The organism is Fluviicoccus sp. (genome assembly GCF_030646115.1).
In the GTDB taxonomy this organism is placed as follows: domain Bacteria; phylum Pseudomonadota; class Gammaproteobacteria; order Pseudomonadales; family Moraxellaceae; genus Fluviicoccus.
On record NZ_JAUSMX010000012.1, the window covers coordinates 1 to 19,268 of the forward strand.

23 protein-coding genes are annotated in these 19,268 nt (G+C 61.8%); 14 read left to right on the plus strand and 9 right to left on the minus strand.

Features of this window, described 5'->3' with window-relative positions; genetic code table 11:
• Positions 1-65: 65 nt before the first annotated feature.
• The 5 genes from Q7T36_RS08570 (at position 66) to Q7T36_RS08590 (ending at position 3,500) form a co-directional block, all read left to right on the plus strand.
• Positions 66-1,316, plus strand: a complete 1,251-nt coding sequence (locus Q7T36_RS08570) for an IS256 family transposase (protein WP_304846643.1) — start codon at positions 66-68, stop codon at positions 1,314-1,316.
• A gap of 180 nt (positions 1,317-1,496) precedes the next feature.
• Complete coding sequence (locus Q7T36_RS08575; RefSeq protein ID WP_304846646.1) at positions 1,497-1,865, plus strand: hypothetical protein; 369 nt, start codon at positions 1,497-1,499, stop codon at positions 1,863-1,865.
• Between the two features lie 72 nt (positions 1,866-1,937).
• Positions 1,938-2,378, plus strand: coding sequence for a hypothetical protein (locus tag Q7T36_RS08580; RefSeq protein WP_304846649.1), 441 nt, complete (start codon positions 1,938-1,940; stop codon positions 2,376-2,378).
• A gap of 48 nt (positions 2,379-2,426) precedes the next feature.
• On the plus strand, positions 2,427-2,987 hold the full coding sequence (locus Q7T36_RS08585; RefSeq protein ID WP_304846652.1) for a DUF4375 domain-containing protein: 561 nt from the start codon (positions 2,427-2,429) through the stop codon (positions 2,985-2,987).
• A gap of 234 nt (positions 2,988-3,221) precedes the next feature.
• Positions 3,222-3,500, plus strand: coding sequence for a hypothetical protein (locus Q7T36_RS08590; protein WP_304846655.1), 279 nt, complete (start codon positions 3,222-3,224; stop codon positions 3,498-3,500).
• 156 nt (positions 3,501-3,656) lie between these two features.
• Here the strand turns inward: Q7T36_RS08590 and Q7T36_RS08595 are convergent, their stop codons facing one another.
• Entirely contained in the window at positions 3,657-4,409 is a 753-nt protein-coding gene (locus Q7T36_RS08595) for a TetR/AcrR family transcriptional regulator (protein WP_304846658.1), read from the minus strand.
• Between the two features lie 56 nt (positions 4,410-4,465).
• Here Q7T36_RS08595 and Q7T36_RS08600 point away from each other — a divergent pair, with 56 nt between their 5' ends.
• Positions 4,466-5,446 carry an NAD(P)-dependent oxidoreductase gene (locus Q7T36_RS08600; protein WP_304846661.1) on the plus strand — a complete coding sequence of 327 codons (981 nt, stop codon included), beginning with the start codon at positions 4,466-4,468 and terminating at the stop codon, positions 5,444-5,446.
• Positions 5,447-5,503: 57 nt separating this feature from the next.
• Positions 5,504-6,436 carry a DMT family transporter gene (locus tag Q7T36_RS08605; protein WP_304846664.1) on the plus strand — a complete coding sequence of 311 codons (933 nt, stop codon included), beginning with the start codon at positions 5,504-5,506 and terminating at the stop codon, positions 6,434-6,436.
• 49 nt (positions 6,437-6,485) lie between these two features.
• On the opposite strand, the gene Q7T36_RS08610 is transcribed toward Q7T36_RS08605, so the two are convergent.
• Both Q7T36_RS08610 and Q7T36_RS08615 read right to left on the minus strand, forming a co-directional pair.
• On the minus strand, positions 6,486-7,190 hold the full coding sequence (locus tag Q7T36_RS08610) for a hypothetical protein (protein WP_304846667.1): 705 nt from the start codon (positions 7,188-7,190) through the stop codon (positions 6,486-6,488).
• A 98-nt stretch (positions 7,191-7,288) separates the two neighbouring features.
• Positions 7,289-7,738 carry a DUF2214 family protein gene (locus Q7T36_RS08615; protein WP_304846670.1) on the minus strand — a complete coding sequence of 150 codons (450 nt, stop codon included), beginning with the start codon at positions 7,736-7,738 and terminating at the stop codon, positions 7,289-7,291.
• Between the two features lie 107 nt (positions 7,739-7,845).
• Here Q7T36_RS08615 and Q7T36_RS08620 point away from each other — a divergent pair, with 107 nt between their 5' ends.
• The 5 genes from Q7T36_RS08620 (at position 7,846) to Q7T36_RS08640 (ending at position 10,427) form a co-directional block, all read left to right on the plus strand.
• Positions 7,846-8,466: a TetR/AcrR family transcriptional regulator gene (locus Q7T36_RS08620; protein ID WP_304846673.1), complete on the plus strand. Its 621-nt coding sequence runs from the start codon at positions 7,846-7,848 to the stop codon at positions 8,464-8,466.
• A 91-nt stretch (positions 8,467-8,557) separates the two neighbouring features.
• On the plus strand, positions 8,558-8,878 hold the full coding sequence (locus tag Q7T36_RS08625; protein ID WP_304846675.1) for a hypothetical protein: 321 nt from the start codon (positions 8,558-8,560) through the stop codon (positions 8,876-8,878).
• 18 nt (positions 8,879-8,896) lie between these two features.
• The gene (locus tag Q7T36_RS08630; RefSeq protein WP_304846678.1) at positions 8,897-9,229 is read left to right on the plus strand and encodes a TfoX/Sxy family protein; all 333 of its coding nucleotides are present in this window, start codon (positions 8,897-8,899) and stop codon (positions 9,227-9,229) included.
• A 3-nt stretch (positions 9,230-9,232) separates the two neighbouring features.
• On the plus strand, positions 9,233-9,922 hold the full coding sequence (locus Q7T36_RS08635; RefSeq protein WP_304846681.1) for a YafY family protein: 690 nt from the start codon (positions 9,233-9,235) through the stop codon (positions 9,920-9,922).
• 85 nt (positions 9,923-10,007) lie between these two features.
• A complete protein-coding gene (locus Q7T36_RS08640; RefSeq protein ID WP_304846684.1) occupies positions 10,008-10,427 on the plus strand; it encodes an EVE domain-containing protein in 420 nt (139 codons plus the stop codon).
• 45 nt (positions 10,428-10,472) lie between these two features.
• Here the strand turns inward: Q7T36_RS08640 and Q7T36_RS08645 are convergent, their stop codons facing one another.
• Positions 10,473-11,006: a peroxiredoxin gene (locus tag Q7T36_RS08645; RefSeq protein ID WP_304846687.1), complete on the minus strand. Its 534-nt coding sequence runs from the start codon at positions 11,004-11,006 to the stop codon at positions 10,473-10,475.
• Between the two features lie 184 nt (positions 11,007-11,190).
• On the opposite strand from Q7T36_RS08645, the gene Q7T36_RS08650 reads away from it, so the two are divergent.
• Positions 11,191-12,705: a B12-binding domain-containing radical SAM protein gene (locus Q7T36_RS08650; RefSeq protein ID WP_304846690.1), complete on the plus strand. Its 1,515-nt coding sequence runs from the start codon at positions 11,191-11,193 to the stop codon at positions 12,703-12,705.
• A gap of 8 nt (positions 12,706-12,713) precedes the next feature.
• Here Q7T36_RS08650 and Q7T36_RS08655 read toward each other — a convergent pair whose 3' ends face one another.
• From Q7T36_RS08655 to Q7T36_RS08670, 4 genes are all read right to left on the minus strand, one after another.
• A complete protein-coding gene (locus tag Q7T36_RS08655) occupies positions 12,714-13,298 on the minus strand; it encodes a carboxymuconolactone decarboxylase family protein (protein ID WP_304846693.1) in 585 nt (194 codons plus the stop codon).
• A gap of 4 nt (positions 13,299-13,302) precedes the next feature.
• A complete protein-coding gene (locus Q7T36_RS08660) occupies positions 13,303-14,736 on the minus strand; it encodes an FAD-dependent oxidoreductase (RefSeq protein WP_304846696.1) in 1,434 nt (477 codons plus the stop codon).
• A gap of 4 nt (positions 14,737-14,740) precedes the next feature.
• Complete coding sequence (locus Q7T36_RS08665; protein WP_304846699.1) at positions 14,741-15,238, minus strand: hypothetical protein; 498 nt, start codon at positions 15,236-15,238, stop codon at positions 14,741-14,743.
• Between the two features lie 90 nt (positions 15,239-15,328).
• On the minus strand, positions 15,329-16,225 hold the full coding sequence (locus Q7T36_RS08670) for a LysR substrate-binding domain-containing protein (RefSeq protein WP_304846702.1): 897 nt from the start codon (positions 16,223-16,225) through the stop codon (positions 15,329-15,331).
• Positions 16,226-16,363: 138 nt separating this feature from the next.
• Here Q7T36_RS08670 and Q7T36_RS08675 point away from each other — a divergent pair, with 138 nt between their 5' ends.
• Positions 16,364-18,373 carry a tetratricopeptide repeat protein gene (locus tag Q7T36_RS08675; protein ID WP_304846705.1) on the plus strand — a complete coding sequence of 670 codons (2,010 nt, stop codon included), beginning with the start codon at positions 16,364-16,366 and terminating at the stop codon, positions 18,371-18,373.
• Here the strand turns inward: Q7T36_RS08675 and Q7T36_RS08680 are convergent.
• On the minus strand, positions 18,360-19,262 hold the full coding sequence (locus tag Q7T36_RS08680) for a haloalkane dehalogenase (RefSeq protein ID WP_304846708.1): 903 nt from the start codon (positions 19,260-19,262) through the stop codon (positions 18,360-18,362). The genes Q7T36_RS08675 and Q7T36_RS08680 overlap by 14 nt on opposite strands.
• Between the last annotated feature and the right edge of the window lie 6 nt (positions 19,263-19,268).

Genomic DNA, 19,268 nt, shown 5'->3' on the forward strand with positions numbered 1-19,268 from the left:
GAGGGTGTAATTAGCTTTGTGTAAACGGTCATTTGGCATCACACTGCCGCTCCCCTGGAGTCATTATGACCGCTGCAAAAAGTACCAAACGGGCCAAGCCCGATCCTGAACTCCTCCAATTTGCCGACCGTCTGTTGGCCAACTACCAGAAGCCCGAAGATCTGATCGGTGAAAACGGCCTGCTCAAGCAGTTGACGCAGATGCTGGCCGAGCGGGCGCTCGAAGCCGAAATGACCTATCACCTCGGTCATGGCAAGAACCAGCCACTCACCAACGATACCGGTAATGCCCGGAACGGCCACAGTGCCAAGACGCTCAAAGGCGATTTCGGCTCTCTCCCTCTCGCTATTCCCCGCGACCGGCAAGGCTCCTTTGAGCCTCAAATCGTCGGCAAACACCAGACCCGCTGGACCGGTTTTGATGACAAGATCATCTCGCTGTACGCACGCGGTTTGAGTGTCCGGGAGATTCAGGGCCATCTGGAAGAAATCTACCACACCGAGGTTTCTCCCAGCCTGATTTCCGCCGTCACCGATGCGGTCAGTGACGAAGTGAAACTCTGGCAATCCCGTCCGCTCGACCCGATTTACCCCATCCTTTACCTGGACTGCATCCACGTCAAAGTCCGTGATAGCGGGGCTGTGAGGACCAAGGCGGTGTATATGGCCGTCGGCGTGAACATGGACGGCCACAAGGAGGTCCTGGGCCTCTGGATCGCCCAGACGGAGGGTGCCAAGTTCTGGCTGCAGGTTGTCACTGAACTGAAGAACCGGGGGGTTCAGGACGTATTTATCGCCTGCGTGGATGGGCTCAAGGGCTTTCCGGAAGCCATTGAAACCGTGTTCCCGAAAGCATCCGTCCAGCTCTGCATCGTGCATATGGTCCGCAACAGCATGAACTTCGTACCCTGGAAAAACCAGCGTGAAGTGGCGGCGGATTTAAAGCTGATTTACAGCGCGACAACCGTGGACCTGGCCGAGCAGCAGCTCTGCCTGTTTGAAGCGAAGTGGGACAAGGACTACCTGCCGATCGGCCAAAGCTGGCGCCGTAACTGGGCGAGGGTCATTCCGTTCTTTGACTACCCGCCGGAAATACGCAAGGTGATTTACACCACAAACGCCATCGAGTCGATTAACATGAGCCTGCGGAAAGTCATCAAGACAAGGGCTTCCTTCCCGACCGACGATGCGGTGACCAAGCTGTTTTATCTGGCGCTCCGGAACATCAGCAAGAAGTGGACAATGCCGATCCGGGACTGGAAAGCCGCGCTGAATCGATTCACCATCCAGTACGAAGACCGGATGCTACCGTTTTAACGAAACCCCGTTTACACAAAGTTCCGCACACCCCCGCACTGCGGAAATTCGGGACGGAGCACGATTTCCCCCATTGATATCGGCTAGCCAATAGTGCATTACACACCTAACATGTGTTCAAAGCGCGACAGCCCTGACGCGCTGCGGCATTAACTCAACGACATGGACTCCGTTAGAAATATGGATGCAGCTTCGAAAATCAGTGCGCTCTCGACAGAACTGGTTGCGCTTTTTTCAGATGAACGGGTGACGCGCGAACTCAACGAGCAACTTTTCGCAGGGCTCTCGAATGGTGAGAGCGTCTCGATTGAACTCGACGGACTGGGGAAAATTGATATTCCTCCGAATTGCCGGCACCAGGTGTGCTCTGTTGTGCTTCAGCGCGATTTGGTTCCACCGGCGGAACACGCTCGAGTATTTTGCGCAGTCGGTGGGATTGCGAGCGAAAGTTGCGGCGTCATTGAGCCTGTGGTGTGCTTTGCTGTTTTGGAATATAACCAAGACGGTTTATTGTTAGTCCTTGATCTCCATGCTTCGCAATTTTATTGAGATCAGGTGGTTAAACTGCCTTTGAATGATTCAAGCACCGGACTTGGTGTTGATAATAAAGCTGGGGGCTAATTGCGAACTGTACTCGACGATGCCAAGACATGGTTCCTCCACGCTCTGGTCTACCAAGATGAACTGCGAGTGATCGTCGCCGAGGGATTCGTCGGTGACCAGACTGAAGATCTACAAATCGGCGATCACACGATCAAGGATGTTCGGTCTATTGACGTGAGTGACAAAAGCCGACTGTTTGAAATCCGGTTTCCACAATTTGTGGCGTGGCAGGTCGTCAACGAGTCATTTACATCGTTCGACGAATACGAAATTCGTGATGACACGGGAACGCTTCAATCTCTTTCGCGATCCAAATACTTGGACTACGTTAACGAAAGCCATGGCTGGTACCAAGATGTGATCGGCTCGGCGAAGCACTACCGCGTCTGGACAGAAAACGAAGTTGTTGACGTTGTGGCATGTGAGCCGCCCACAATACAGCCGTGGAATCGCACCTAACAGTCGGTTCAACCGGAGCCGTGGGCCGCGCGGTTTCTGAAATCAACGATGGCTGCGGCCCGGTTAACCGTGGCGTTGGGCGGCAGTGAAGTTGCCGAACACAGGGGCAATACAATGACGATTGCAGATCTACTCAGTGAATTCTCGATCAAGATCTACGAGCCTCCTCTGTCCGACTTGCGCGACAACGGAGGAGTCCGTGATTTGTCGGACCCTATCGCTGTCGTCATGTTGATTCTTGACTTCGAGACAGAAGTTTCAATGAATGGCATCACCAACTTCATCGGAAACAGCACGGGGATTTACTCCATAGAAACAGTTGCCGCATTGGATCTAATTGGATGCTCCAATCAATCGCAACAGTTGAAGACAATTCTCGAGATCGCTACGGCTGCGGGAATGACTCACGATACGATTCAACAAGATCGATCTGGTCTGTCTGAATACGAGATCACCAGTTTTGCTAAGCTCCACGGTGAAATTTGGGACTATGCCAGCGCCCAGATCGATAAGCTTGAGTCAGCAATTGATTACACGGACATCATGGATAACGCGGCGAAGTTTGTTGCCAAGCATCAGAATGAGTTCTGCGTTGCATTGGGTCGATAGGGGAATTGCATGGGAGCACAGTCAAAGCCAAACCCGAATGCCGCATAACTATGCGGTCAACCCGAGTGGCGGATCGGGCGTGTTTGAAATCAAAGGTTCTTGGCCGCTGCCGGGTTCCCTTGGGCGTTAGGCGTCATCGACCTTCTTGGCTAGCGGTGAAATTATCTGAGGATCTAACGCCCTAATGCTTCGTCAGTGACTCTCCGAAAGCTCTGTCGCAACAGGTCAAAAAACATGTCAAGTCAGAAGATCAGATGCAACGGAATAAGGTATCGACAGGGATTCATCGAAGTCGTTTCAGGCATCCATCCCGGACACATCAATGTTGAAGTGTGGAACATTCACCCCGACTGGTGCATTTCCGACAAGTCATTTGATGACCATGGTCTTGGCGACGAAGCCTTTGGCGCAAACGTTGAACTTGAGCTAAATATGGAGCAGGCTAGAGCGCTAATTGAACAGTTGGAGGCCTGCATCCGAAGGATCGAAGGTACTACGCACAATGACGCTTAACCCTTCGGTGAAATAGGGAAATCAGGGAAGGAGCGACATTTCCTATGTAGGGGCGCATCGCATGCGCCCTTCGTCGCCGAACATGCCGTGATTTTCGGCAAAAACACCCTGTTCGTCAGAGAGGGTGCAGGCACTGCGCCCCTACGGTCAACCGGATTAACGGCCTCCGTCCCCGCCCCCCTGCAACCCCACCACCCCCTCAAAAATCAACCCGATCCCCGCCACCAGCCCCGCACGCGGCTGCGTATAACCGGTCATCAACCAATCCTTCGTCGCCTCACTCACCGCCCCGATCAGCCCCATCGACAGCACCCGCGCCACCTCATCCGGCATGCGCCAGTCCGGCAGCGCCATCCGCACCAGCGCAAGCAGCATATCCGCAAACCGGCGCAACACCCCGTTGTACAACGCATCAATGCGCGGACTGACCCCCAGCACCTCCAGCCAGATCACCCGCGCCATTTCAGCATTCTCCGCCTGCCGGAAAAAGGCATCCAGCCCCAAGGCAATCAGTTCCTCCACCGGCAGCTGCCGGTCCGCCGACCGCACCGCCGCCAGCACCGCTGCCTCCAGTTCCCCGGCCAACTCCTCATAGACCGCCGCCAGCAAATCCTCCAGCGACGCAAAAGACTCATAGAAATAGCGGTCGGTCAGCCCGGCGTGCGCACACAGGTTGCGCATCGTGGTCTTGCGATACCCCAGGGTGCCGAACAGCGTCTTGCCGCTGTCGATGAACCGCCGCCGTCGTCGCGCCTGGCGCACCTCCGGCGACTCACCGGCATAGGAACGGGGTGAGGGAACGGCTTCGGTCATCGGGGTATCCGGCAGGCTGCTTGGCTGGCGCCAAGTATCGCCGGTTGCCATGTTGACGACAAGCGTCGTCAGATATATTCTGACAACATTCGTCATCAGAATTGAACCGGTGACGCCCCCTGTCCACTGATCCCGTCCCGGAGTCCGTTTCCATGACCATTCCCGCCAAGGTATTCATCACCGGCGCCAACGGCTTTATCGGCCGCGCCATAGCCGACCGTTTCCGCGCCTTGGGTTCAATTGTGGTCGGGGTCGATCTCAACGAGAACCGGGCGCTCAACGTGCATGCCGGGAATGTGGCCGCCGCCGGGGACTGGCAGAATCTGGCCAAGGGCTGCGAGCTGGTGATCCACACCGCCGCCGTAGTGTCGAATTCGGCTCCGGCCGCACTGTACCGCTCAGTCAGCCTGGGCAGCGCCCGGCTGGCGGTGCAGGCGGCGGTGCAGGGCGACGCTAGTCGTTTCCTGCACCTGTCGTCCATTGCCGCCTACGGCCTTGACTTCAGCACCGAGCGGGTGGAAAGCGATGACATCGCCTTGCTCAGCGGCTTTCCCTATTGCGACGCCAAGGCCGCCAGCGAGCATCCGGTGCTGGCCGCGCATGCGGCGGGGGAGATGGCCTGCACCATCGTTCGGCCGGGGGATGTCTATGGTCCCGGCTCCCGGCCGTGGGTGCTGATTCCGCTCGACATGATCCGCAAGCGGCAGTTCCTGCTGCCCGCCAACGGCCGCGGCCTGTTCAGTCCGGTGTACATCGACAACCTGCTGGACGGCATGGTGGCGGCGGCGCTGAATCCGGCGGGCAGCGGCCAGATTTTCAACATCACCGACGGCAAGAGCGTGCCTTGTGTCGAGTTCTTTACGCCGCACTGGCGCTGGGCGGGTAACCGCGGCAAGCCGCCGGTGCTGCCGACAGCGGTGGCCAAAACCGTGACCCGCGCCGGGGAATGGGTGTTGAACGGCGTGCTGAAGCAGAACACCGAGATCAGCGCAGGGTCGCTGGCGATGATGACCCGTCAGGCGGGGTATTCCATCGCCAAGGCGCAGCGCCTGCTGGATTACCGTCCGGCGGTGGATCTGGAAACTGGCCTGCGCCAGACCGGGGAATGGTTGTTGCAGAGCCGGTTGATCTAATCGGAGTCAGCGGTTGCTGTTAAGATTGTTGTCCCCCTTGTCTGCACCGGGTTGCCCATGACTCCCGCCGCCAAATCCGACCTGATGCTGGTCGGCGTCACCCTGCTGGCCGCCGTCAGCTGGATCATGTCCCGCGAGGCGGTGCTGCTGATGCCGCCGCTGTTATTCATGTCGCTGCGCTTCCTGCTGGCCGCCGCGTTGCTGGCGGTGATCGGCCACGCCACGCTGCGCGGTCTGGACCGCCATGCCCTGCGCCGCAGCGCCGGGGTCGGGCTGGTGTTTGCCGTCGCCATGAGTTGCTGGGTGATGGGCATTTTCACCGGCACCCACGTTGGCGAGGGTGCGTTCCTCACCAGTCTGGGCGTGGTGCTGGTGCCGGTGATGGGGCGGCTGTTCTTTGGCGAGCGGCCGCCGCGCAGCACCTGGCTGGCGTTGCCGGTGGCGGCCTCCGGGCTGGGTCTGTTGTCGCTGCAGCATGGTTTCAATCCCGAGCCGGGGCAGGTGTTCTATGTCACATCCGCTGTCATTTTTGCGCTGTTCTTCCGCCTCAACATGCAGGCGGCCAATGCCCGCCGCCATACCCGTCGCGATGGCACGGCCAAGGACATCCCCGGCGTGCCCGCCATCGCGTTGACCGCGGTGGTGCTGGCCATGGTGGGGGTGGTGTCCGGCGGCCTGTCGTTGATGTTCGAAGCCTGGCAACCCGCGCTAATGCAGTTCTCGTCGGCCATGGCGGGCTGGATCGTCGCCAGCGCCATTGTCGGCACCGCCATGCGCTTTCTGCTGCAGACCTATGCCCAAAGCCTCTCCAGCCATACCCACGGCGTGGTGATCATGGTGGTGGAGCCGGTATGGGTGGCCTTGCTGGCGGCGGGCTGGTTCGGGGAAAGCATGTCCGGGCAGCAACTGGCCGGGTGCGCACTGATCTTCCTGTCGCTGCTGATCAATCGGGCGTCACTGGTGCGGGATTGGGCGAAGGCGTTGTTCTAGCGGGGCGGGGGGTGTGAAAGGCGGCCGTCCGGGCGACGGCCGCTGTCAGTCACTCCTTGTACTTGAAGGGCGGTACGAAGCTGCTGTTTTCGTATTCCTTGACCACCCGCCGGATGCTCAGGGCGTTGCGGTAGGGCGCGGCACGCTGCACATAGTTGATGGCCCATGCTGGGGAGTTGCCGCCCGGATCGGCGTAGCCTTCCGTAACCCCTTTGATCTGGCCGTTGCCCAGCGGTGTGTAAGTGGCCACCATTTCGAAAGCAGGCATGCGGACCAGGCCGGGTTGAGGCGGCATGTAATCCGGTGCGGAGCGCAGCACCAGCTTGAGTGCGCCGTTGCGCGCCGAGTAAGGCTGGATGGTGGCGCGGACGACGACATCGCGGTCGGGTATGCCGGGCGGCGCGTCAAAGACCTGATAGTAATAAAGCTCCGTGGGGGAGACCTTCTTCAGAATCCGGCTTTCGGTGTTGAGATGGTACCAGCGGGGGTAATTCTCGATATCCAGCAGTAACAAGGCGATGGCATCAATGGAAGCGTCGAAGGTCAGTTCCTGGCGGAAGGAGCGCAGGCGTTTGTCATCTTCCTGTTTGGCGTAAGTGACCACCTGATGCCGCCGGTCGTTCTTGACCATGACCCACGCATCCTTGTCGTAAGTCCGGAGGTCGTCGAGGTCGTTGCGGTCGGCATGGGCGGTTCCGGCAATGGCAAGGGCCAGGGCGGCCGGAATCAGGAAGCGTGGTTTGGAATAGGTCACAAGCAGGTCCTCGGTTAAGGCCGCATCCTGACGGCTTGGAATTATGGATCAGTGCAATGAACTGTAGATCATATCCAGCCGTTCCCGCCAATGTATTGTCAGAGCATGCCATATCCGCGCGCCATCAGCGCCGCGCAGCACAACATCCCCACGACACCTGCCAGTTCCGCCATCAGCACTTTGCGCAGGTTGCGCAGCTGATCATCCGGAATGACCGGCATCACCCCCTGTTTCAAGGACTTGCCCCACTTCAGGAAAACCACGGTCGGATAGACGGACAGCGCCCCGATGACTGCAAACAGGCCCAGCTTCAGCATGAAATACAGGTTGTGGAAGTAATACTCCGAACCCTTCTCAAAGTAGTACACCCGCAGGAAACCCAGTGCCACGACCAGGCCCGCGGCGATGCCGTACAGCAGGTCGGTGCGCTGCAACTGGCGGGCGCGGGCCGGGTCCAGCGGACCCTTCAGCAGGGCCATTTCCACCACCAGCGTACTGACCAGCAGGAAGGCGGCCAGGTGATGCAGGAAGGCAAAGAGGGCGTTCATGGAGTTCCCCGGCATTGATGTTTTCAGTGTCAACATTGTTGACATCAAAAGTTTACGGTGTCAACATGAAAATATGGAAAAGTTAATGATGTTTACCGGAGTCATGAATGACTGTTGCTGAGAGTAAGCCGTTTCATCACGGGGATTTGCGCCAGGCCTTGCTGGTGGAGGCGGAGCGTCTGGTGGATGAACATGGCGCCGAGGGTTTCAGCCTGCGCGAGGCGGCGCGCGCGGTCGGGGTATCCCCGGCGGCGGCCTACCGTCATTTTGCCGACAAGGGCTCCTTGCTGGCGGCGCTGGCCGGTCAGGGCTTTGCCCGACTGGCCACGGCCATGGAACAGGCCATGGCGGCGGAGGGAGATGATCCGGTGGCGAGGCTGAAGGCTAACGGCCGCAGTTATGTCGCCTTCGCCATGGCTGAGCCGTCACTGTTCAGCCTGATGTTCGGGCCGTTCGGGGCAGGCGGCGAGCACCCTGTGAAAGGGGTGGGGGCGCTGACCGGGTTGTCCGCCTTCGAACTGCTGGGGCAGGCGCTGGACGATCTGGTGGCCACCGGCTGCATGGGCTCCAAGCGCCGCACCGGCGCGGAAACCCTGCTCTGGAGCAGTGTGCACGGCCTGTCAATGCTGGCGATTACCGGCGTCATGCGTGAACCGGCAACACTGGCCTTCGACAACATGTTCCCCATGATCCGCAAGGCGCTGGGGCTGGGCAAGGACACGGGGTGACGGGGCTTGCAGGCTTGGTCGCCGGGTGCCAAGATCGGTGCTTCGGCATGGTGCCTCATGCCTCCTATAACAAGAAAACCCCGGAGTCCCCATGAAAGATTTCCTGACCGATGCCCTGTCCAAAAAAATGGCCGCCACGCTGGAGTCGGTGGGCGGCGCCAAAGCCCTTTATGGCGATCCCATTCCCTTTAATGGTGAAGAAATCATCCCGGTGGCGAAAGTGGCCGTGTTGCTGTCGGCGGCGGCGGAGGGCTCGGGTGGCGGTAACTCCGGTCTGGGCGGATTCTCCAGCCTGGCCAAGGGCGGTGGCGGGGGTAATGCCGAGGCTGGGGTGAAGGTGCTGATTGAGCCGGTCGGTTTCCTGCGATCCACCGCCAACGGGCCGGTCTTTGTGCCGCTGGCGGCGGACTGAATCCGGAATCTGCCTGCCATGGCCTATGACTCGGAGCTTGCCGACCGCATCCAGCGCATTTTTGGCGACTGGCCTGCCCTGCAGCGTAAACGCATGTTCGGCGGCGTAGCCTATTTGCTCAATGGCAACATGGCCTTCGGCCTACTGGGTGATGGTCTGATGGTGCGTTGCGGCCCGGAGCGTTATGCCGAATGTCTGGCCCGTGACGGTGTCTCGGAATTTGATCTGACCGGGCGGGTGATGAAGGGCTGGGTGGTGGTCAGCGGTGATTTTCTGGAAACCGAGCGTGAGTTGCGGGACTGGATGAATATCGGGCTGGAGTTTGCCGCCGGCCTGCCGCCGAAGGACTGAACCGTGACCCGTACCGAACGCCTGCTGCAACTGATGCAAATCCTGCGTCGTCACCGCTACCCGGTCAGCGGCGCCACGCTGGCGGCCGAGCTGGGCATCAGCCTGCGCAGCCTGTACCGCGATATCGCCACCCTGCAGGAGCAGGGGGCGTGCATTGAGGGTGAGGCCGGGGTCGGCTACCTGCTGCTGCCTGGGTATCTGTTGCCGCCGTTGATGTTCAATGACGAGGAAATCGACGCCCTGATCCTGGGGTCGCGCTGGGTGGCGGAGCGCGGCGACCCGCAACTGGCTGGTGCGGCGCGCAGCGCCCTGTCACGTATCCTAGCGGTGCTGCCGGACGAACGGCGGCTGGACCTGGACAGCGCCGGGCTGCTGGTGGGGCCGGTGGCCGACGACCATGCCGACGATGCCTGGCTGGCCCTGATCCGGCAGGCGCTGCGCAGCGAGCGCAAGCTGTGTTTCAGCTACCGTGACGGTCAGGGAGATATCTCGCAACGCACCGTCTGGCCGGTGGCCCTGGGTTATTTCGAGCGGGTGCGGATGCTGGTGGGCTGGTGCGAACGGCGGCAGGCCTTCCGCCACTTCCGTGTGGATCGCATGTCGGATCTGCAACGGCTGGACGTTCGTTATCCGCGCCGCCGCCGGCAATTGCTGCACGAATGGCGGCAACAGGAACAGCTCCGCCCGCAATAATCCCTGACCCGATAAGGCTGCTGACAAATTCTGGCAGCAGGCTCTGCCATTCTCACTCCGTACCTGAAATCAACGGAGCCTCCTCATGAACAAATCCTGGATTGCTGTTGCCTCGGCGGAACATGTGCAGCGCGGCCGGGCGGCCGGTTTCATGCAAGTCTGCCATGGCAAGGGCGGACCGCTGCGGCGCCTGCGCGCCGGTGACCGTGTGGTCTACTACTCGCCCACGGTCACTTTCGGTGGTAAGGACCGATTGCAGGCCTTCACCGCGCTGGGCATCGTACGCGCGGGGGAGCCCTATCAGTACGACATGGGCGGCGGGTTTGTCCCGTTCCGGCGTGATGTGGATTGGCAGGAGGCCCAACCGGCATCCATTTTGCCTTTGCTGGAGCGGCTGGCACTGACGGCGGGAAAGAAGAACTGGGGCTATGGTTTCCGTTTCGGGTTGCTGGAAATCTGTACGGAGGATATGGCGGTGATAGAAGCGGCGATGCAGGGGCGTTGAGGCTCTTGCACCTCCGTTTTACGGGAGGATGCAAGAGCGGGGGGATTACCGCCCGACAAAGCGCTCCACTTCCGCCGTGTCCAGATGATCGCCGATGTCCTTGCCGTAAAAAGCGGTGCGGATGACACCCTGCTCGTCAATCAGGAAATCGGCGGGTACGCGGTTCATATCGCCTTCCACCTTGCCGGGCAGGAAGCCTTTTGCCGTCGCCTTGGCGATATCGGCGGCGCGCAGTCCGGACTTGGCGAAGGCCAGCCATGAGTTTTCCACGCCGTACTGCCGGTAGAGGCGGGTTTCCGGGTCGGGAATGATCGGGAATTCTACCGTTTCCCCAGCGCTGTACTCCATGATCGAGGCGGCCGGTGACTGGAACACCGCCAGCATCACCAGCCCCTTGCCTTCCCATTCCGCCGCCTTCTGCCGCAGTTGGTGGATGCGCAGGTTGCAGAACGGGCACGAGGCGTAGCGGTAGAAGGACAGCATCACCTTTTTGCCGCGATAGTCGCTCAGGGCATGGGCCACGCCGGAGAAATCGGTGGCGGTGAATTCAGGGGCGGTTTGTCCGGGTTGTAAACGCATGACGGGTTACTCTCGATGGGAGGTTTGAAGGGATGTTATTTGATACTTCGACAGTGGTCAAACTATTTGCTGGCCGGATTTCTGGCGATGTTTTCGATAATGACTCGTATTCACCATGACGGCGGTCATGGCAAGTGGTTAAAATGGCCACTCTTTGACCGCATAAGCAGAATAACGAGCAATCATGGCCAGAATCGCGTTTTGTCAGGATGTCATGGTCGAATACATGGGCTTCATGACCTTGTCGGCCGTACTCAAGCAGGCGGGCCATACGGTCGAGGTCTTTTTTGATCCGCAGACGAATGCGGACCGGTTTGTGGAAGAGGTGCGTGCCTTCCGCCCGGATGTGGTGGGATTTTCCATCCTGACGCCCAGCGTGCCCTGGGCCACGGCCATGGCCTTGCGGATGAAGCAGTTGCCTGGCGTTGTCACCGTCTTTGGCAACGTGCACGCCATGCTCAATCCCGAGGAAACCATTGCCTGGCCGGGAGTGGACATGGTTTGTACCGGCGAGGGGGAATTCACCCTGCTGGAGCTGGCGGCAGCGCTGGATGCCGGACAGCCGTATGACGAAATTGTCGGCCTGTGGGTGAAGACGGCGGACGGGGTGCGCCGCAACCCGAACCGCGAACAACTGGTGGACATGGACGCCATGCCCATGCCTGACCGGCAGATGTACAACAAGTACCTGTTTTTCCGCAAAAGCCCGTACCTGCGGGTGATGGCCGGTCGCGGCTGCCCCTTCCGCTGCTCGTTCTGCAGCAACACCACCATGATGGACCACTATGGCGGCGTGAAGACCTATGTGCGCAAGAAGCAGCCGCAGGCAGCTGTCAGCGAGATCCGGGCGATGATCGACGCGCATCCGGGCAGGGTCAAACACATCTTCTTCATCGATGAGGTGTTCTGGGTGAAGAACGAATGGCTGCGCACCTTCCTGCCGTTGTACAAGGCGCAGATCGGCCTGCCGTTTACCGCCAATTTCCGCTTTGGCGGCATCACCGAGGACGACATCCGCCTGCTGGCGGAAGCGGGGGCCAGCGGCTTGTCGCTGTCCACCGAGTCCGGCGATGAGGAACAACGGCGCGGCCTGCTCAACAAGCCGGCGACCAACGCCCAGATCCTGCGTATTGCGGGCTGGATGCACAAATACGGCATCAATTTCGGCTCCTCGGCCTTTTTCGGCTTGCCTGGCGACACCGTCGACGACCATATGCAGCGGCTGGCCTTCTTCCGCGCCGTCAATCCCAAGTATCTGTGGACCACCTTCTTCCAGCCGTACCCGAAACTGTTTCTGACGCAGCATCCGGACATTGCGCCGCACATGCCGCAAAACGAAGCCTTCAACGTCACGCTGCATCATGACATGTACTTGAACCTGCCCGACCGCGAGCGTCTGGTGCGGCTGAAAAAAGTCTATTACCTGATGATGCGTTTCCCGTGGCTGGAAAAACCGCTGCGCCGCCTCATCGACTTCCGCATTCCGCTGCTGTTTGACGTGCTGTTCCTGATGCACTTCACCTACTACATCTTCCTCGCGGAAAAGATCTCGTTTTTCCAGTACCTGGTGCACCTGAAGACCTTTGCCATCAACCCGGTGCTGCGCCGCAAGCTGCCATTGCAGCAATCCGGCGCACCGTACACGCCGCCCCCGGCCCAACGGATTCCGGTGGTGCAGCAGGCGGACGCGGATCACTGAGCGCTGTCCTACAACGCCGCCAGCGGCCGGTCGGTACGGCCATGGCTGCGCAGGCGGATACCGGCCAGGATCGGCGCGGCCAGCAGGCCGGCCAGTAACTCCGCCGCCAGGTGGCCGTCCGGCACTTCCCGGCCCGCCAGTCGCGCCAGCAGCGCATCCATGGAATTCCCCGACAGATTGGCGAAATAAATCAGGTGGATGAAGGCCAGGATTTCCTGCTGTTCTGCCGGGGTGAAGCGGGCCTGCAGCCGCGCCACCGCTTCGGGGGTCGGCTGGCGCACGGTGTCAGCAAAATGCTGGGCGAAGAACACGGCCACCGCTTCCCGCTCACTCAGGGCATGGCCGGCGCCGGACAGCTCCCGGTGCAGCGCTGCGACATCCACTCCTTCCTGCAACGCCAGCCCGGTATGCACCCAGTCGCAGTAGCGGCAGTCATTGACGCCGGTGACGGCCAGCATCACCTGTTCCTGCAAGGCGCGGGAGGTGACAGGTTGGCGCAGCGCCTGCACGGCCACCGGCAGGCGGCGGACAGCGGCGGCGGCGCTGGCGGCCAGCAGCGGCAGGGTGAAGGTCCGTTTTGTAAATGCATTCATGGTTTCAGATTCCGGTGGCAAGCAGGTGTTGGCTGACATGACCCGCCCAGGCGGCAATGGTCATGGACGGCGGTGTGCCGGGGGCGGCGGGCAGGGCGCTGCCGTCGCTGATGTACAGGCCGGGGTGGCCATGGACTTCGCCCCGGTGGTTGATGACGCTGGTCTGCGGATCGTCGCCGACACGGGCGCCGCCCAGCGGATGCACGGTCACGGACGGCGGCACCGCCAGCACGCGCCGGCCCGAACGCCGCGCCAGTTTGCCCAGGGCAGAGTGGATGCGGCCCATGACCGGGTTGTTGTGCTCTTGGTAGCCGATACGGGGAGTATCACCCTTCCAGCCGATGCGCCCGTTGGCTTCGTCGCGGCCCATGCCCACCAGCACCAGCCAGTCCGCCACGCGGCGGCGCAGCGCCTCCGGCAGGCCGGGAATGGCATCGATACCGTTCAGGCCCAGCGCGTACAGCATCGGGCTGCCGGGTTCATCCTTCAGCGTGAAACGTCCCAGGCAGGGCGGCCCGGCGCGGAAGTCTTCTCCTTGCTCCCCGGCGCGCCACAGCGCAAAGACATCGCCGTTGCCGGAAAATCCTTGCCCCAGGCCGGGCAACGACCCCAACCCGCCTTTGCGTTCGGAACGGCGCAGCAGGCGCAGCGTGTTGAGGGTCCCGGCCGCCAGCACCACCCGGCGTGCGCGCAGGAAGCGCTGACGGTCATGCCGCTCATCACGCACTTCCACCCGCCAGTGTTTGCCTTCACGGCTGACAGACACCGCCTCGTGACGGTCCAGCACGGTGAGGCCGCGATCCAGCAGCGGCGCCAGCAGCAGGGCATCCAGTGTCACCTTGCGTCCGGCGGTGTCGCCGAGGAAGGCGTTGTTGCCGTAAGGGCCGCCAAAGCGGAAGCCGAGCGCCGGTTGCGGCACCGAGGTGTCAATGGCGGCATCGTCGGCAAAGCGTTCGGCGATCAGGTTGGGGGCACGGTCCTGGGCCTGGGCGGTGCGTGATCCCATGCGCTGCAGCATCCAGTCGTAATGCGGCTCCATGGCGGCGGCGGTGATGCCCGCGGCGCGGCCTTCCCAGTAATCCGCCTGTTCCGGGCGCATGTTCATGGCCAGATAGACATGGCTGCCGCCGCCGACCCCGGAGGAAGCGACACAGGTCATGCCGCCATCGACATGGATATCAAAAAAACCATCACGTTGCAGGGTGCTGGTCTGGCCGGTGGCGGCAACGCTCAGCTGGCGCAGCAGGTGGGTTGGCAGGTGGCGGCCTTGCGGCAGCGGCGCTTTGTCCGGCAAGGCATAGGCGGCGAGGGCGGCGGTGTCGCGCCACGGTCCGCGTTCCAGCAGCGTCACTTTTGCCCCGGCCTCTACCAGGCGAGCAGCGACCACGGAACCACCGAAGCCGCTGCCGATCACCAGCGTATCGATCAGGGTATTCATGGTATCAATCCCGGCGCAGGGTGAAATACAGCACGGTGGCGAAACCGGTGGCAGTCTGCCAGTTCATGCGGGCCAGGAAGGTATGGTTGTCAAACACCCGCACTTCACCGCGGATGGCGTGCAACAGGGCGGGGTTTTCGGGGAGGTTGTAGTCCAGCCACAACACCGGTTGTCCGTCCACCGGGCTGAGGCGGCTTTCGCAACCATAGCGGCCCAGCGAGAAGCTTCCCCCCAGCCAGGCATTGACGCCCGTGGCGCCGTCAAAACGCTTGCCCAGCCACGGGTTCAAGGGGGTGGCCAACACCCGGCAGGCCATGCCCAGCAGGGGGCGCGGGGCGTTTTCCAGCAGCAGCGGCGCCAGCGCCCGGCCGCGCCAGGTATGGCCGGACAGCGCCTCGTCCGTGGCGGCGGGCAGGCCCGCAAACAGTTCGGCCAGTTCCGGCTGCCGCAGGCGGGCCAGATCGGCTTCGGGGGTATCGGCGCTAAAGCTCAGGGTGGTCATGGCGGCAACTCATCAGGCGGGATGAGGCCAGTGTCGGGCTTCCGCGCGCGGGAAACAAACGAGATTATTTCTGCCAAAGATTAGAAAAACTTAAGTGGTCAGGGCCTTAAGCCGCACTTCCAGCCAACCCAGGAAGGCTTGGATGGCGGCTTCGTCCAGCCGTCCGGCGGCAGCCACGGCATAGATGGAGCCGATGGGCCCCAGGGGCGGGTAGGGCGCGGCCAGCTCACCGCTGTCCACCAGTGGCTTTTCCAGCGGATACGTGGCCAGCGCCACGCCCAGGTTGCGGGCGGCTTCGATGGCGGCGGGGTAGTCGTCGACATGGAATTCCTGTGCCGGTTGCGCCGGGCCCAGGCCGGTGCGGGCGAAGAATTCCGGCCAGGCGTGCGGGCGGCCGGTCATGTGGATCAGCGGGGCATGCTTGAGGTTTTCCGGATGGCCGCTAAGCTGGAACTCGCGATCGATGGCGGGAGGGCATACCGGCTGGATGAACAGCGGCAGCAATGCCCGATGTTCGCAACCCGCCCAGGGCGGCTCACCGAAGCGGATGGCCAGGTCCACCGGAGAGTGCAGCAGGTCAGCCTGTGCCAGCGCCACATCCAGCCGCAGTTCAATGTCCGGGTATTGGTCCTGGAATTCGCGCAGATGTGGAAACACCACCCGGGACGCCACCGGCGGCATCAGGCTGACGCGCAGCAGTGTCCGGGAATAGCGCCGCCGCAAGCCTTCGGTGGCGCGGGCAATGCCCGCCAGCAGCGGGGCAATTTCCTGCCAGTACTGGCGCCCGGCGTCGCTGGGATTGATGCCCTGACCCTGCCGCTCGAACAGCGCCACCCCGAGTTGTTCCTCCAGAAGCCGCACCTGCTGGCTGACGGCGGAAGGCGTGACATACAGTTCCGCTGCGGCGTCACGGAAGCTGCCCAAACGCACAGCCGCCTCAAAGGCGCGCAACAGGTTCAGTGACGACAACTTGCCGGGTTCGCGCATCAGAAGTCTCGAAGGGGAAGGTTCAACAGGATACTATGGCATTAAGGGTTAATTGCCAAAGTCTTGGCGGTACACTCAAACCTTGCATTCAACCGCCAAGTCTTGACGTTTCAAATTCAAAGGGAGTAAGGGTTAGGCATGAAACCTTCAAATGCCGAATCAGAACAACAACGCAAGATGGCCTACCGGTTGTGGCTGGTGCTGGGCCTGCTTGGAGCGCATCGTTTCTACCTGGAGCGCATCATCAGCGGCGGCCTGCAACTGAGCCTGGCGATGGTGACTCTGCTGGTCATGGACCGCACACTGGCGCCCGCCATGGTACTGGGCCTGTGGTGGCTGCTGGATGCCTTCCTGATCCCCGGTTATTGCCGTTCTCCCGCCGCCCGGCAAGTGGCGTCCATTGAACCGGCGGATGCCCGAAAACTCTCGGATTTGAATCAGCATTACCAGACAGCCATGCAGCACCGTGACTTTGCCAAGGCCATCGAGTTTTGCGGCCAGGCCATGGATCTGGTCGAAGCCACCGCCGGCAAGGACAATGCTCTGGCAGCCGGCTGGCATGTCCGGCTGGCGGATGCGCACCTTAGGCGGGGAGCGCCGGAAGAGGCCATGGTCCTGTTCAATCAGGCGGTCGGTGTGCAGGAGCGGCTGGGTGACCATGCGGGGCTTTGTCACTCGCTGTATGGGCTTGCGCAAGCCCGGCTGGACGCAGGGCAGCCGGAAACCGCCGAATCCGCCTTCCGCCGCTTGCTGGAGTTGCAGGCTGACAGCATGCCGGAGGACAGCGCCCGCCTGCGGACGCTGATTGACCTGTCCCGACTTTATACCACCGGCCACCGGCCACATGAGGCGCTGCCGCTGCTGGACGAGGCCGCGCGACTGGCCGTGCAGGATCACGGCGCCACAGCGCTGGAATACAAGGTGCGCGTGTGGTGCGGGCAGGCGGCCGCCTTCGCTGAACTGGAGCGCCATGCCGAAGCGCAGGAGCTTTACGAGCGGGCGGTCAGCCTGCTGCAAGCCAGCCATGAAACGGCGGGATTGCTGATGGCGGATTGCCGTCATGGTTTGGGTAGGCTTTACCTGAGGCAAGGACGGGTGGCGGAGGCCGACAAGGCGCTCTCCGCCGCACTGGATATCCGGGAGAAACTGGCTCCCACCCGCCAGCAGTCGGCCAATATGAAATTCGGCTTCGATGCCTCCGGGGGTTCCGGCCATCAACAGGCTGCCGCCGATCCGGCCGCCGTGGCCGCCATTCTCTTTGAGCTGGTCACGGTGGCGGTCAAGAGCAACGACCCGGCCCGGGCCATGATGCTGGCCGGACACTGGCGACACCTTCAGGAGCGTATTTACGGGGTTGACCACCCCAAGGCGGTCAGAGCCCGGGCCCGCATTGAATCGTTGCGGAATTTCCTGGGTATCCCTTCCGACGACCATCCGGATAACGCCCCGTATTGCCTGTTGGGGGATGCCGTATCGGCGGATGGCCTGGGAGAAGGAGCGGCCTCCAAGCAGGGCTTGTCCGTTCATCCCGAAGGGGCGGTAGCCCACGGTCATGACCATGCCATTGCCTCCGTGCATACCCTGGACGGCGCCCTGCACATTGCCTCGCGGGTCACCGGGCAACCCAAGCGCGCCTTTGCCTCGCGCAACGGCGGGTTGGAAAAAACGGATGCCGCCCGTTCGGTGCTGGTGCCGGAAGCGCAGGCCATGGATTTGCTGGACAAGGTCCGCGACCTGCTGCCGTGGGACTTCCAGGTCTTTATCGGCACGACCCGCTGGCAGGTGGGGGAAGTCCATCCGGGCAAGGTGGAGCTGGTCGTCATCCAGTCCGGCTCGGCTCTGGATGTCGTGCGCACGGCGGGAACGGCGGCTCCGGGCCTGACAACGGCGCAACTGTTGAGCCGCCTTCAGGCCTGGGACCAGCGTTACGGGCTGGATATTGTCACCGCCGAGCGCGACGAAGTCGGTTTCTGCCTGCTGACGAAACCGGAAGATATGGACATGTTCTACCGTGAACTGCTGGAGTTCTGTCCGTCGATGCGGGCATCCCTGCCCGGGCCGGAGGCGTTGACCGCCCGGCTGGCCGACCTGCGGACGGTACTCCGCCTGCGCTGGTATCAAGCGACGTCCAGCCTCAGCCTCGCATGAAATTCACCACCACTTCCGCCAGTTTTTCTCCCTGATCCTCCTGCAGGAAGTGGCCGCCATTGACGATGGTGGTATGCGGCTGTCCGACTGCGCCCGGAATCAGCTTCTGCAGCACCGGCGCGGCCTTGGCGGTAATGGCATCCTTGTCGCTGAAGGCGCAGAGGAAGGGCTTGTGGAACTGCATCAGCGTTTCCCAGGCCTTGCGGTTGGCGGGCGCGGCGGGGTCGTCCGGGCTCACCGGCACCAGCAGCGGGAACTGGCGTGCGCCTTCCTTGTAGCTTTCATCAGGGAAGGGCGCGTCATAGGCGGCGATCACTTCCGGGGCCATCGGCGTGGCGCAGCCGCCCATGACGATGAAGCCGACCCCGAACACCGGCGTCTTCTGTGAGAAGGCCTGCCACTTCAGGAAAGCCTCGCCGGGATGATGGTCGCCGGTAGGCAGCATGGTGTTGGCCGCCACCACCCGCGCAAACCATTCCGGATGTTCCCCCACCAAGCGCAGCCCGATCAGCCCGCCCCAGTCCTGGCACACCAGCGTCATGTCCTTCAGCCCCAGTTGCTGCAACAGCGAACGCACCCAGTCGACATGGCGCTGGTAGGTGTAGTCGGTGCGCACGGTCGGCTTGTCGGATTTGCCGAAGCCGATCAGGTCGGGTGTGATCACGCGGTAGCCGGCGGCGGTGACGATCGGGATCATCTTGCGGTACAGGTAGCTCCAGCTCGGCTCACCGTGCAGCATCAGCACCACCGGCGCGTCGGCGGGGCCTTCGTCCAGATAGTGCATGCGCAGGCTGCCGCCTTCGGTGTCATCCACCTGCACATAATGCGGGGCGAAGGAGTAGTCGGGCAGGTTGGCGAAGCGTTCATCGGGGGTGCGCAGGAATTCCATGGGAAT

Coding starts and splice junctions, on each gene's coding strand:
- Q7T36_RS08655 (WP_304846693.1), bottom strand. CDS start 13,298: ATGAATGCATTTACAAAACGGACCTTCACCCTGCCGCTGCTGGCCGCC.
- Q7T36_RS08675 (WP_304846705.1), top strand. CDS start 16,364: ATGAAACCTTCAAATGCCGAATCAGAACAACAACGCAAGATGGCCTAC.
- Q7T36_RS08615 (WP_304846670.1), bottom strand. CDS start 7,738: ATGAACGCCCTCTTTGCCTTCCTGCATCACCTGGCCGCCTTCCTGCTG.
- Q7T36_RS08590 (WP_304846655.1), top strand. CDS start 3,222: ATGTCAAGTCAGAAGATCAGATGCAACGGAATAAGGTATCGACAGGGA.
- Q7T36_RS08645 (WP_304846687.1), bottom strand. CDS start 11,006: ATGCGTTTACAACCCGGACAAACCGCCCCTGAATTCACCGCCACCGAT.
- Q7T36_RS08680 (WP_304846708.1), bottom strand. CDS start 19,262: ATGGAATTCCTGCGCACCCCCGATGAACGCTTCGCCAACCTGCCCGAC.
- Q7T36_RS08630 (WP_304846678.1), top strand. CDS start 8,897: ATGGCCTATGACTCGGAGCTTGCCGACCGCATCCAGCGCATTTTTGGC.
- Q7T36_RS08605 (WP_304846664.1), top strand. CDS start 5,504: ATGACTCCCGCCGCCAAATCCGACCTGATGCTGGTCGGCGTCACCCTG.
- Q7T36_RS08620 (WP_304846673.1), top strand. CDS start 7,846: ATGACTGTTGCTGAGAGTAAGCCGTTTCATCACGGGGATTTGCGCCAG.
- Q7T36_RS08600 (WP_304846661.1), top strand. CDS start 4,466: ATGACCATTCCCGCCAAGGTATTCATCACCGGCGCCAACGGCTTTATC.
- Q7T36_RS08665 (WP_304846699.1), bottom strand. CDS start 15,238: ATGACCACCCTGAGCTTTAGCGCCGATACCCCCGAAGCCGATCTGGCC.
- Q7T36_RS08670 (WP_304846702.1), bottom strand. CDS start 16,225: ATGCGCGAACCCGGCAAGTTGTCGTCACTGAACCTGTTGCGCGCCTTT.
- Q7T36_RS08575 (WP_304846646.1), top strand. CDS start 1,497: ATGGATGCAGCTTCGAAAATCAGTGCGCTCTCGACAGAACTGGTTGCG.
- Q7T36_RS08625 (WP_304846675.1), top strand. CDS start 8,558: ATGAAAGATTTCCTGACCGATGCCCTGTCCAAAAAAATGGCCGCCACG.
- Q7T36_RS08640 (WP_304846684.1), top strand. CDS start 10,008: ATGAACAAATCCTGGATTGCTGTTGCCTCGGCGGAACATGTGCAGCGC.
- Q7T36_RS08570 (WP_304846643.1), top strand. CDS start 66: ATGACCGCTGCAAAAAGTACCAAACGGGCCAAGCCCGATCCTGAACTC.
- Q7T36_RS08595 (WP_304846658.1), bottom strand. CDS start 4,409: ATGACGAATGTTGTCAGAATATATCTGACGACGCTTGTCGTCAACATG.
- Q7T36_RS08660 (WP_304846696.1), bottom strand. CDS start 14,736: ATGAATACCCTGATCGATACGCTGGTGATCGGCAGCGGCTTCGGTGGT.
- Q7T36_RS08585 (WP_304846652.1), top strand. CDS start 2,427: ATGGCTGCGGCCCGGTTAACCGTGGCGTTGGGCGGCAGTGAAGTTGCC.
- Q7T36_RS08650 (WP_304846690.1), top strand. CDS start 11,191: ATGGCCAGAATCGCGTTTTGTCAGGATGTCATGGTCGAATACATGGGC.